Here is an 11,900-nt window from a genome sequence, read left to right on the forward strand (position 1 = left end):
GGGGTCGGGGCGCAATGCTTGCGTGCCCCGGTCGTGCGCCCCCGAGTGCGGCACGAACCACCTCCCATAGTGGAGGCGGTCGGTGATTCCCGCCATGCCAGGACGGTGACCCGGCTCCTTGCGCCCGTCCTGGCCTGCGGGGGAACCGGCCGCGGGCCGTGGGGGGACGGGGCGGCGCCGAGCCGTGCGGACAGCCCCGGTACTGTCGCCTGTGCACGGGCGGGCGCCCTGCTCCGTGCGCCCCCTTGACCGGGGCGGCGACCGGCGCCCGAAAATGGTCTGCGCGCCGGGGCGTACGCGCCGCTACGTACCACCTTGTTGGGAGCTGCGCGGCTTCTCCGCAGATCAGCGCACTGGCCCTCGTCAGGACGCATCAACGGCAACTGACTGGTACGTGCAAATTATTTGAGATGCCCCGGAATGGAACCCGGGGGCACTCCGGCTCGTTGTCACGACGTGAGCACGACACCACCTGTTCTCGCCGCAGAGCTGGCACAGGCGTGGGCCGACATTCAGCGGCACCACCCCGAGCTGCCCGATCTAGCCGCGCCCGAATCCCTGATCGGAGAGTCGTCGTCCGCGTGTGGCGCCGAGCTCTCCTTCGAACGACTGCTCCACGAGGCAGTCCACGGCATCGCCGCCGCGCGAGGCGTCCGCGACACTTCGCGCGCCGGTCGCTACCACAACCGCAGATTCCTGGCGATCGCCGAGGAGATGGGCCTGGACCATTCCGAGGAGCCGCACCCCAGCAGCGGCTTCTCCCTGGTCACGCTCAGCCCCGAGGCCAAGCGCCGGTACCGGCCGACGATCGAGCGGCTGCAGCGCGCCCTCAAGGCGCACACGGTCGCCACGGCGGCGGACACCAAGCGCTCCTTCCGCGGGCCGGCCGCCCGGCACGGCTCCTCCGGTGGCGGCGTGCGGGTCAAGGCCGTGTGCGACTGCGGTCGCAACGTACGCGTCGTGCCCTCGGTCCTCGCGCAGGCGCCCATCGTGTGCGGCGGCTGCGGGAAGCCCTTCCGCATCCCGGAAGCCGTGGGCGCGGCGAGCTGACCCCGCGTGATGTGGCACAATGGCTAGCTGTACTCGACAGTCGAACAGGACCCCTCTCTCCTCCGGCTGACGCGTCCATCGGGCACTCGAGTACCGCAACCCCACGCGGCATCCCGTTGTGCCCAACCACGTCAAGACCAGGAGACACCACACCCGTGGCAGTCAAGATCAAGCTGAAGCGTCTGGGCAAGATCCGTTCGCCTCACTACCGCATCGTCGTCGCCGACTCCCGTACCCGCCGTGACGGCCGGGCCATCGAGGAGATCGGCCTGTACCACCCGGTGCAGAACCCGTCGCGCATCGAGGTCGACTCGGAGCGTGCGCAGTACTGGCTGTCCGTCGGCGCCCAGCCGACCGAGCCGGTCCTCGCGATCCTGAAGCTCACCGGCGACTGGCAGAAGGCGAAGGGCCTCCCGGCCCCGGAGAAGCCCCTGCTCGCCCCGGCGACCAAGGAAGACAAGCGCGCCTCCTTCGACGCCTTCGCCAAGGCGCTCGAGGGCGACGAGACCAAGGGTGAGGCCATCACCCCGAAGGCGAAGAAGGCCGACAAGAAGGCGGACGAGGCCGAGGCCGCGTCCACCGAGTCGACCGAGGCCTGAGCATGCTCGAGGAGGCTCTCGAGCACCTCGTGAAGGGCATCGTCGACAACCCCGACGACGTGCAGGTCGCCTCGCGCAACCTGCGCCGGGGGCGCGTGCTGGAGGTCCGGGTCCACCCCGACGACCTCGGCAAGGTGATCGGCCGCAATGGCCGCACCGCCCGCGCCCTGCGAACCGTCGTGGGCGCCATCGGCGGCCGGGGCATCCGCGTCGACCTCGTCGACGTGGACCAGGTCCGCTGAACACGTTGGCTGTTTTACCTTGAAATGCGCCGGCACGGGCCGGGGAGGGCTACGGCCCACCCCGGCCCGTTGTCGTACGACAGGAGAGATGAAGACGTGCAGCTGGTAGTCGCACGGATCGGCCGCGCCCACGGCATCAAGGGCGAGGTCACCGTCGAGGTGCGTACGGACGAGCCCGAACTGCGGCTCGCGCCCGGTGCCGTACTGGCCACCGACCCGGCCTCCGCCGGGCCGCTGACCATCGAGACCGGCCGCGTCCACAGCGGCCGGCTGCTGCTGCGCTTCGAAGGCGTACGCGACCGCAACGCCGCCGAGGCGCTGCGCAACACCCTCCTCATCGCCGACGTCGACCCGGACGAGCGTCCGGACGAGCCCGACGAGTACTACGACCACCAGCTCATCGACCTGGACGTCGTCCTCGCCGACGGCACCGAGGTCGGCAGGATCACCGAGATCTCCCACCTGCCCTCGCAGGACCTGTTCGTGGTGGAACGGCCGGACGGCACCGAGGTCATGATCCCGTTCGTCGAGGAGATCGTCACCGACATCGACCTCGACGAGCAGAAGGCGGTCATCACCCCGCCGCCAGGACTCATCGACGACCGCGCGGAGATCGCCTCCTCCAGGGACGCGGAGGACTCCTCCGAGGCCGCGAAGGACGAAGCCTGATGCGGCTCGACGTCGTCACGATCTTCCCCGAGTACCTGGAACCGCTGAACGTCTCCCTCGTCGGCAAGGCACGCGCGCGTGGCCGGCTCGACGTCCATGTGCACGACCTCCGCCGGTGGACCTACGACCGGCACAACACGGTCGACGACACCCCCTACGGCGGCGGCCCCGGCATGGTCATGAAGACCGAGCCCTGGGGCGACGCCCTGGACGACGTACTGGCCTCCGGCTACGACGCCGGCGCCCACGGGCCGGTGCTCGTCGTCCCCACACCCAGCGGGCGGCCCTTCACCCAGGAACTCGCCGTCGAACTCTCCCAGCGCCCGTGGCTGATTTTCACCCCCGCGCGGTACGAAGGCATCGACCGCCGCGTCATGGACGAGTACGCCACCCGGATACCGGTGTACGAGGTGTCCATCGGCGACTACGTCCTCGCCGGCGGGGAAGCCGCCGTCCTGGTCGTCACCGAAGCCGTGGCGCGCCTGCTGCCCGGCGTCCTCGGCAACGCCGAGTCCCACCGGGACGACTCCTTCGCCCCCGGCGCGATGGCCAACCTGCTGGAAGGCCCCGTCTACACCAAGCCGCCCGAGTGGCGCGGCCGTGGCATCCCCGACGTGCTGCTCAGCGGGCACCACGGCAAGATCGCCCGGTGGCGCAGGGACGAGGCGCTGCGGCGGACCGCCCGCAACAGGCCCGACCTGATCGAGCGCTGCGACGCCTCCGCGTTCGACAAGAAGGACCGCGAAACCCTGTCCCTGCTGGGCTGGGCACCCGAACCCGGTGGCCGATTTTGGCGCAGGCCCCAGGACGTGGAAGAATAGGCAGCTGCTGTCCGTCCGGCGTGCGCCCCTGCCACAGGGGGACACGACGCCCGTCCGACGCGATCAGCTCCCCTTTTCTCATCTCGATGTTCCGTTGATGACCTGTGGCATCAGCGAGGAAGCAGACACACATGGCTCACGTGCTCGACGCCGTCAACTCCGCGTCCCTGCGGACCGACGTCCCGGCGTTCCGTCCCGGTGACACCGTGAACGTCCACGTTCGCGTCATCGAGGGCAACCGCTCGCGTATCCAGCAGTTCAAGGGTGTCGTCATCCGCCGCCAGGGCGCGGGCGTCAGCGAGACGTTCACCGTCCGCAAGGTCTCCTTCTCCGTCGGCGTCGAGCGCACCTTCCCGGTGCACAGCCCGATCTTCGAGAAGATCGAGCTCGTGACCCGCGGTGACGTCCGTCGCGCCAAGCTCTACTACCTGCGCGAGCTGCGCGGCAAGGCCGCGAAGATCAAGGAGAAGCGCGACAACTGAGCTCCGGCTCACCCCCGTCGCGCCTCGGTTCCGGACTGAGCGTCACAGGAGGGCCGGATACCATCTGGCTCCGATGGACACCGAAGCACAGCACACAGAGCGCGACCGGTCCTCCGACACGGAGGAGCGGTCGCGCTCCGTGCTTTTCCGGCGGCGGGCCGGGCTGACCGGCCTCGCCTGCGCGGTCTTCCTGCTGCTGGTCAGCCACTTCGTCATGCAGCCCTTCCAGATCCCCAGCGGGTCCATGGAACCCACCCTCCGGATCGGGGACCGGGTGCTCGTGAACAAGTTGGCGTACCGTTTCGGTTCCGAGCCCGGGCGCGGGGACGTGGTCGTCTTCGACGGCACCGGGTCCTTCGTCCGGGAGGCGCCGGAGCGGAATCCGGTCGCCGGACTGCTGCACGGGGCGGCTGCGGCACTCGGCCTCGCCGAGCCCGCCGACACCGACTTCGTGAAGCGCGTCGTGGGGGTGGGAGGCGACCGCGTGAAGTGCTGCGACAAGGGGGGAAGAGTCGAGGTGAACGGCGTACCCGTGAGCGAGGGCTACCTTTACCCCGGTGACGCGCCCTCGCAGGTGCCCTTCGACATCGTCGTGCCCCAGGGCACCCTGTGGGTCATGGGGGACCACCGCAGCCACTCGCGCGACTCCCGCGACCACCTCGGCTCCCCGGGCGGCGGCATGGTCCCCGTGGACCATGTGATCGGGCGCGCCGACTGGATCGGCTGGCCGTTCGGGCGCTGGTCGGAGGTGGGGCCGACGGGCGCCTTCCGCGACGTACCGGAGGCGGGAGCCGTTGGCGGGGGCCATGGGTAACCGCGGCAAGCAGGGGAGCCACCGGGCCGACACCCGGCTGCCCACCGGCTCACGGCCCACGGACGGTGCCCGGCCCCTGCCCGGACGTGCGGAGCGGCGCAAGCTGGCCCGCAAGGTCAAGCGACGCAGGCGCCGTTCGGCCGTCAAGGAGATTCCCCTCCTCATCACCGTGGCGCTGCTCATCGCGCTCGTCCTGAAGACCTTCCTGGTGCAGGCCTTCGTCATCCCATCGGGCTCCATGGAGCAGACGATCCAGATCGACGACCGGGTACTGGTGGACAAGCTCACCCCGTGGTTCGGCTCCAAGCCGCAGCGCGGGGACGTCGTCGTCTTCAAGGACCCGGGCGGATGGCTCCAGCAGGAGCAGACACCCAAGAAGGACGACCCGGTGGGCGTCAAGCAGGTCAAGCAGGCGCTGACCTTCATCGGTCTGCTGCCGTCCGAGGACGAACAGGACCTGATCAAACGGGTCGTGGCGGTCGGCGGGGACACCGTCAAGTGCTGTGACGCGGACCGAAGGGTCACCGTCAACGGCGTACCGCTCACCGAGCCGTATCTGAACCCGGGGGACGTCCCCTCCACCATCCCGTTCGAGGTGAAGGTGCCGGCGGGGCGGATCTTCGTGCTGGGTGACCACCGGTCGAACTCGGCGGACTCACGCTTTCACCTGAACGAGGCGTTTCAGGGAACGGTCTCGGAAGAGGAGGTCGTCGGGCGGGCGGTCGTCATCGCCTGGCCCTTCGACCACTGGCGCAGACTGGAGGAACCGGACACCTTCGCGTCCGTTCCGGACTCGCGGACCGGGACTGCGCCCGCGTTCGGCGCGTCGCATAGTGTGTCCTCTCGGAATGTGAACGGATTGACCGGGCTCCCGACCCCTGCGGAACTCCCGCTCGTTATGGGAGTGGTGGGCCTGCCCCTGCTGTGGGGCCGGCGGTTGCACGGAGTGAGGAGTGGATGTGGGGGATTTGGCGGTCGGCGCACGATCCGGACACGACGAGCCCGAGGAGAGGCCCGATCAGTTCGGACGGCCTTCCTCTTCAGGCCCCGTCGAGGAGCCCCCGTCCACGACCGGTCCGGCTGAGGGCGACAGCGCCGACGACGGCGGTCCCCAGGAGCCCAGGAGGCCGCGTTCCTTCTGGAAGGAACTGCCCCTGCTGATCGGTATCGCGCTGCTGCTGGCGCTGCTGATCAAGACGTTCCTGGTACAGGCGTTCTCGATCCCCTCGGACTCGATGATGAACACGCTCCAGCGTGGCGACCGGGTGCTGGTCGACAAGCTGACCCCGTGGTTCGGGTCCGAACCGGAGCGCGGCGAGGTCGTCGTCTTCCACGACCCGGGCGGCTGGCTGGAGGGCGAGCCCACCCCCGAACCCAACGCGGTGCAGAAGTTCCTGAGCTTCATCGGCCTGATGCCGTCCGCCGAGGAGAAGGACCTGATCAAGCGGGTCATCGCGGTCGGCGGTGACACCGTGAGCTGCAAGAAGGGCGGCAAGGTCGTCGTCAACGGCAAGCCGCTGGACGAGACCTCGTACATCCACCCCGGCTCCACGCCGTGCGACGACGAGCCGTTCGGGCCGATCAAGGTGCCCGAGGGCCGCATCTGGGTGATGGGCGACAACCGCCAGAACTCCCTGGACTCCCGCTACCACCAGGAGCTGCCCGGCAGCGGCACGGTCGCCAACGACCAGGTCGTGGGTCGCGCGGTCGTGGTGGCCTGGCCGGTCACCCGCTGGTCCACGCTGCCGGTGCCGGACACGTTCGACCAGCCGGGGCTGAACGCGGCGGCGGTGGCGTCGAGCGCCGCCACGCAGATGGCCGGGCCGGGTGCGCTGGGCCTCGCCGCGGCGCTGCCGGTCGTCCTGTGGCTGCGGAAGCGGCGGGACGGCTGATCCACCGCACGCCCCCCGGTCCGCCCGTTGGGCATACCGCCGAGTAGGGAACCGCGGGTAGGGTGCCGTTCCAGATCGTCGATCTCCGAACGTGGGGAGCGCTGGGATGGGCAAGAACGACACGACGGACGACGGCCGCGGCCGTCTCGGCAGCGCGCTGTCGGGGCTGGCCGTGGCCGTCGGCTGTGTGCTCTTCCTCGGCGGATTCATCTGGGGTGCGCTCGAGTACCAGCCGTACACCGTGCCGACGGACTCCATGTCCCCGACCGTCGACGCCGGTGAGCGGGTGCTGGCGCAGCGGATAGACGGTGCCGACGTGCGGCGCGGTGACGTCGTGGTGTTCAAGGACGCGGCCTGGGGCGACCTGCCGATGGTCAAGCGGGTCGTCGGCGTGGGCGGTGACAAGGTCGCCTGCTGCGACAGCGCCGGCCGCCTCACCATCAACGGCGACGCGGTCGAGGAACCGTATCTGCGCTCCGAGGGGCCCGCTTCCTCGGCGCCGTTCTCGGCGTCGGTGCCCGACGGGCAGCTGTTCCTGCTCGGTGACGAGCGCGGCTCCTCGCAGGACTCCCGCGTCCACCTCCAGGACCCCGGGCACGGCTCGGTGCCGCGCGCGGCGGTGAGCGCCCGGGTGGACGCCGTGGCATGGCCCCCGGCCGAGATGGTGGACCGGCCGCAGAGCTTCGCAGAGCTGCCCGGCGGCGTGTCGCGGCCCGGTCCGGTCAAGCTGGTGGCCGGGTCGGTGGCGGCCGGAGCGGTGCTGATCCTGTCCGGCGCGGCGTACGGCCCGATCGCGGGCCGGCTGTCCCGTGCGGGCCGGGGCCGGGCGGGGGTGGCCGCGCATGGCTGAGGAGACGCCGCTGCGACAGGTGGCCCGGGTGGTGCTGCTGGACCCGCAGGACCGGATCCTGCTACTGAACGGCTATGAGCCGGACGACCCCTCCGACACCTGGTGGTTCACGCCCGGTGGAGGGGTGGAGGGCGACGAGACCCGCGAGCAGGCGGCGCTGCGCGAGCTCGCCGAGGAGACCGGCCTCACCGACGTGGAGCTCGGGCCGGTGGTGTGGCAGCGGGTCTGCTCCTTCCCCTTCGCGGGGCGGCGCTGGCATCAGGACGAGTGGTACTACCTGGCCCGTACGACCCGGACCACGGTGGCCCTCGGCGCGCTGACGGAGCTGGAGACCCGCAGTGTCGCGGGGCTGAGGTGGTGGACCTCCGCCGAACTGTCGGCGGCCCGTGAGACGGTGTACCCGACACGACTCGCCGAGCTGCTGCGCACGCTGCTCGACGAGGGACCCCCTGCTACGCCCGTGGTCCTGGCCCCCGAAATCGTTTAGGGGCCCAGGACACTGGAGCACAATGGGGGCACGCACGGCTGAAGGGGAACATGCCATGAGCGCCGAGGACCTCGAGAAGTACGAGACCGAGATGGAGCTGAAGCTCTACCGGGAGTACCGCGATGTCGTCGGTCTGTTCAAATACGTGATCGAGACCGAGCGTCGCTTCTACCTCACCAATGACTACGAGATGCAGGTCCACTCGGTGCAGGGCGAGGTGTTCTTCGAAGTGTCCATGGCGGACGCGTGGGTCTGGGACATGTACCGGCCGGCACGGTTCGTCAAACAGGTGCGGGTCCTGACCTTCAAGGACGTGAACATCGAGGAGCTCAACAAGAGCGATCTGGAGCTGCCCGGCAGCTGAGGCGCTCGGCATCGTTCACCGGTGTGGGTGACCGAGTTTTCCACAACCGGCCGGTTGTCCACCAAGATCCACAAGTCCGGCACCGACGCGTCACAGTCGGTGACGGAGGTGGTGCCGGATGAACGCGACGGGGGCACTGGGGCGGTACGGCGAGGAGCTTGCGGTCCGCCGGCTCGGCGCGGCGGGGATGGTCACCCTCGCCCGCAACTGGCGGTGCGGGCGGGCCGGGGAGATCGACATCGTCGCCCGGGACGGCGACACGTTGGTGATCTGCGAGGTCAAGACCCGCAGAGGCGGCGGTTTCGAACACCCCATGGCGGCGGTGACGCCCGCCAAGGCCGAGCGGCTGCGGCGGCTGGCCGCCTGCTGGCTGGAGCGGCACGGTGGGCCGCCGGCGGGCGGGGTGCGCGTCGATCTGATCGGGGTGCTGCTGCCCCTGCGCGGCGCGCCCGTCTTGGAGCACGTGCGGGGGGTGGCCTGAATGGGGTTCGCACGGACGTGCTCGGTGGCCCTGGTGGGCGTCGAAGGCGTGGTCGTCGAGGTCCAGGCCGACCTGGAGCCCGGTGTCGCGGCGTTCGCGCTGGTCGGTCTGCCGGACAAGAGCCTCACCGAGAGCCGGGACCGGGTGCGGGCGGCCATCGTCAATTCGGACGCCGAGTGGCCGCAGAAGAAGCTGACGGTCGGGCTCAGCCCGGCCTCCGTACCCAAGGGCGGGTCGGGATTCGACCTCGCCGTCGCGGCGGCCGTGCTGGGCGCCGCCGAGCGCGTCGATCCCCGGACGATCGCCGACCTCGTCCTCATCGGAGAGCTGGGCCTCGACGGGCGCGTCAGACCCGTGCGGGGCGTGCTGCCCGCGGTCCTCGCCGCCGCGGAGGCCGGCTACCGGCAGGTCGTCGTCCCGGAGCAGACGGCGGGGGAGGCCGCGCTGGTGCCCGGGGTCTCCGTCCTCGGCGTCCGCACGCTGCGGCAACTGATCGCCGTGCTCGCGGACGAGGCGGTACCGGAGGAGGAGCCCGACGAGCCGGGACGACCCGACGCGATGCTGGCCGGACTTCTGGTCCCGGGCGCCGGAGTGGGCACCGGACTCAGCCCCGACCCGGCCGACGGGCCCGACCTGGCGGACGTCGCCGGGCAGCGGACGGCGCGCGTCGCCCTGGAGGTCGCGGCAGCCGGCGGACACCACCTGATGCTGTCCGGGCCGCCGGGCGCGGGCAAGACCATGCTGGCCGAGCGGCTGCCGAGCGTCCTGCCGTCGCTGACCCGCCAGGAGGCCCTGGAAGTCACCGCGGTCCACTCCGTGGCCGGTCTCCTGCCACCGGGCGAACCACTGGTGCACCGGCCGCCGTACTGCGCGCCCCACCACTCCGCGACCATGCAGTCCCTTGTCGGAGGCGGCAACGGGTTGCCGAGACCGGGCGCCGTCTCTCTCGCTCATCGCGGGGTGCTGTTCCTCGACGAGGCGCCCGAGTTCTCGGGCAAGGCGCTGGACGCACTGCGCCAGCCCCTGGAGTCGGGCCACGTAGTGGTGGCGCGCAGCGCGGGAGTGGTCCGGTTACCGGCACGGTTCCTGATGGTGCTGGCCGCGAACCCGTGCCCCTGCGGGCGGCACACCCTGCACGGGGCGGGATGCGAGTGCCCCGCATCGGTGATCCGCCGCTACCAGGCCAGGCTGTCGGGCCCGCTGCTCGACCGGGTCGACCTGCGCGTCGAGGTGGAACCGGTCACCCGCGCGGACCTGCTGGCCCAGGGAGGACGCGGCGAGTCCACGGACGCGGTCGCCGGGCGGGTGCTCGACGCCCGGGCCCGTGCCGCCGCCCGACTGGACGGCACACCCTGGAACGTCAACTGCGAGGTGCCCGGCCATGAGCTCCGCACCCGCTGGCACGTCGCCCCCGGCGCCCTCGCCCCCGCCGAACGGGACATCGAACGAGGTCTGCTCACCGCGCGAGGGCTGGACCGCGTCCTGCGGGTCGCCTGGACCATCGCCGACCTCGCGGGCCGCGACCGGCCCGGCCCCGAGGACGTCAACCTGGCGCTGGAGCTCCGCACCGGAATCGCCAGGGGGGTGCCCATGCCGGCCGGGGGCGCACGGTGAGCCCACGCACGGTGGGCCGACCGGCGTCGGCCGCCCGGAAGGGGCGGGGTGGCTGTGGGATGCCCTGACAGGTGGGGCGCGAGAGGCGCAGGCGGACCGGTGGGGGCCACAGGAGCCACACGGACCGGAAGTCATGGACCGGGGGAGGGGAAGCGGCATGGCTGAGAGGGTGACCGAGCGGGAGCGGTGGGCGCGAGCGGCGTTGACCCGGGTCGTCGAACCGGGTGATGAGCACGCCGGGCGATGGCTGCGCGAGCTGGGAGCGGTGGAGCTGTTGAGACGGCTGACGTCCATGGCCCACGAGGACGACGCTCTCACCGGGGCGACCGAGCAGCGCATCCAGGGACTGCGGATGCGGGCGGCGCGGGCCGAGCCGGAGCGGGACCTGGCGGCGGCGGAGGCGTGCGGCGGGCGGTTCGTCGTGCCGGGCGACCCGGAGTGGCCGAGCCAGCTCGACGATCTGGGGAACACCCGGCCCGTCGGTCTGTGGGTGCGCGGCCGGTCCGACCTCCGGCGCTGGGCGCTGCGCTCCGTCGCCGTCGTCGGGGCACGCGCCTGCACCCCGTACGGGGCGCACATGGCGGCGACCCTCGCCTCGGGGCTCGCCGAGCGCGGCTGGGTCGTCGTCTCCGGCGCGGCCTTCGGCGTCGACGGCGCCGCCCACCGGGGCGCGCTGGCCGCCGGCGGGGCCACCGTCGCCGTGCTGGCCTGCGGTGTCGACACGGCCTACCCGCGCGGGCACGCCGAGTTGATCGGGCGCATCGCGGAACAGGGCCTGGTCGTCGCCGAGTTGCCACCGGGCGCCCATCCGACCCCGAGCCGGTTCATCCTCCGCAACCGAGTGATCGCCGCGCTCACCCGGGGCACGGTCGTCGTCGAGGCCGAGTACCGCAGCGGCTCCCTGGTGACCGCCCGCGCCGCGCAGCAACTCGGACGGTTCACCATGGGCGTCCCCGGCCCGGCCACCAGCGGCCTCTCCGCAGGTGTGCACGAGCTGCTGCGCGGCGACGCCGAGCTCGTCACCGACGCCGTGGAAGTCGCGGAGCTCGTCGGCGACATCGGAGACCTCGCCCCGCCCCGGCGCGGGCCGGTCCTGCCCAGGGACCTCCTGGACCGGGTCAGCGCCCGCGTCCTGGAAGCGCTCCCCGCACGCGGAACAGCCGCCACGTGTACCGACATCGCGCATGACGCCGGCACGACCGTTGACGAGGCGCTCGGCAGACTGTACGAACTCCACTCCCTGGGTTTCGTCGAACGCCGGGGCGAAGGCTGGCAGTTGACGGCCGAGGCGGTACGTCGCCCGAACGCACGGCGAGGCGGTCCTTGACCCGCAGCAATCGGGTGAAAAGGTGAGGGGCGATGACCTCCGCAGCTCTCTCGGCGACGCCGGAGGGGCCGACGTGCGCGCAGTCGGCCCCATGGGCCCCATTCGAAATTGCGGCCGACGGCACGGCTCCGTGGAGCCACGATCCAGTGGCCTTCGCTCATTGCGACTCCACAGTCACGCTACGCTCACCAGAATTACCCCCTCCGCA

The 11,900-nt window shown here is 71.4% G+C and carries 15 protein-coding genes; all 15 read left to right on the forward strand.

Annotated elements, in window-relative coordinates; translation table 11 throughout:
• Positions 1-456 precede the first annotated feature (456 nt).
• The 15 genes from ACZ6C1_RS02715 (at position 457) to dprA (ending at position 11,692) form a co-directional block, all read left to right on the forward strand.
• Positions 457-1,050 carry a hypothetical protein gene (locus tag ACZ6C1_RS02715; protein WP_198944041.1) on the forward strand — a complete coding sequence of 198 codons (594 nt, stop codon included), beginning with the start codon at positions 457-459 and terminating at the stop codon, positions 1,048-1,050.
• A gap of 155 nt (positions 1,051-1,205) precedes the next feature.
• On the forward strand, positions 1,206-1,649 hold the full coding sequence (gene rpsP / locus ACZ6C1_RS02720; protein WP_469236956.1) for a 30S ribosomal protein S16: 444 nt from the start codon (positions 1,206-1,208) through the stop codon (positions 1,647-1,649).
• A 2-nt stretch (positions 1,650-1,651) separates the two neighbouring features.
• Positions 1,652-1,891, forward strand: a complete 240-nt coding sequence (locus ACZ6C1_RS02725; protein ID WP_005311361.1) for an RNA-binding protein — start codon at positions 1,652-1,654, stop codon at positions 1,889-1,891.
• Positions 1,892-1,987: 96 nt separating this feature from the next.
• Positions 1,988-2,560 (forward strand): ribosome maturation factor RimM, encoded by a 573-nt coding sequence (gene rimM, locus ACZ6C1_RS02730; protein ID WP_469236957.1) that lies wholly within the window; start codon positions 1,988-1,990, stop codon positions 2,558-2,560.
• Positions 2,560-3,381 (forward strand): tRNA (guanosine(37)-N1)-methyltransferase TrmD, encoded by an 822-nt coding sequence (gene trmD / locus ACZ6C1_RS02735; RefSeq protein WP_469236958.1) that lies wholly within the window; start codon positions 2,560-2,562, stop codon positions 3,379-3,381. The genes rimM and trmD overlap by 1 nt, the downstream gene beginning before the upstream one ends.
• A gap of 131 nt (positions 3,382-3,512) precedes the next feature.
• Positions 3,513-3,863, forward strand: a complete 351-nt coding sequence (gene rplS / locus ACZ6C1_RS02740) for a 50S ribosomal protein L19 (RefSeq protein WP_064070301.1) — start codon at positions 3,513-3,515, stop codon at positions 3,861-3,863.
• 73 nt (positions 3,864-3,936) lie between these two features.
• Positions 3,937-4,677, forward strand: coding sequence for a signal peptidase I (gene lepB, locus ACZ6C1_RS02745; RefSeq protein WP_469236960.1), 741 nt, complete (start codon positions 3,937-3,939; stop codon positions 4,675-4,677).
• Positions 4,670-5,761, forward strand: coding sequence for a signal peptidase I (gene lepB / locus ACZ6C1_RS02750; RefSeq protein WP_469236961.1), 1,092 nt, complete (start codon positions 4,670-4,672; stop codon positions 5,759-5,761). The genes lepB (ACZ6C1_RS02745) and lepB (ACZ6C1_RS02750) overlap by 8 nt, the downstream gene beginning before the upstream one ends.
• A complete protein-coding gene (gene lepB, locus ACZ6C1_RS02755; protein ID WP_469237173.1) occupies positions 5,646-6,569 on the forward strand; it encodes a signal peptidase I in 924 nt (307 codons plus the stop codon). Before lepB (ACZ6C1_RS02750) ends, lepB (ACZ6C1_RS02755) begins: the two co-directional genes overlap by 116 nt.
• A gap of 106 nt (positions 6,570-6,675) precedes the next feature.
• Complete coding sequence (lepB, locus tag ACZ6C1_RS02760; RefSeq protein ID WP_469236962.1) at positions 6,676-7,419, forward strand: signal peptidase I; 744 nt, start codon at positions 6,676-6,678, stop codon at positions 7,417-7,419.
• The gene (locus tag ACZ6C1_RS02765; protein ID WP_469236964.1) at positions 7,412-7,906 is read left to right on the forward strand and encodes an NUDIX hydrolase; all 495 of its coding nucleotides are present in this window, start codon (positions 7,412-7,414) and stop codon (positions 7,904-7,906) included. The genes lepB (ACZ6C1_RS02760) and ACZ6C1_RS02765 overlap by 8 nt, the downstream gene beginning before the upstream one ends.
• Before the next feature lie 55 nt (positions 7,907-7,961).
• The gene (locus tag ACZ6C1_RS02770) at positions 7,962-8,270 is read left to right on the forward strand and encodes a DUF2469 domain-containing protein (protein ID WP_005311352.1); all 309 of its coding nucleotides are present in this window, start codon (positions 7,962-7,964) and stop codon (positions 8,268-8,270) included.
• Between the two features lie 118 nt (positions 8,271-8,388).
• Positions 8,389-8,751, forward strand: a complete 363-nt coding sequence (locus tag ACZ6C1_RS02775) for a YraN family protein (RefSeq protein ID WP_469236966.1) — start codon at positions 8,389-8,391, stop codon at positions 8,749-8,751.
• Complete coding sequence (locus ACZ6C1_RS02780) at positions 8,752-10,365, forward strand: YifB family Mg chelatase-like AAA ATPase (RefSeq protein ID WP_469236967.1); 1,614 nt, start codon at positions 8,752-8,754, stop codon at positions 10,363-10,365. It abuts the gene before it with no gap.
• A 157-nt stretch (positions 10,366-10,522) separates the two neighbouring features.
• A complete protein-coding gene (gene dprA / locus ACZ6C1_RS02785; protein WP_469236968.1) occupies positions 10,523-11,692 on the forward strand; it encodes a DNA-processing protein DprA in 1,170 nt (389 codons plus the stop codon).
• The last annotated feature ends 208 nt before the right edge of the window (positions 11,693-11,900 follow it).

Source organism: Streptomyces sp. NPDC041796, assembly GCF_055590785.1.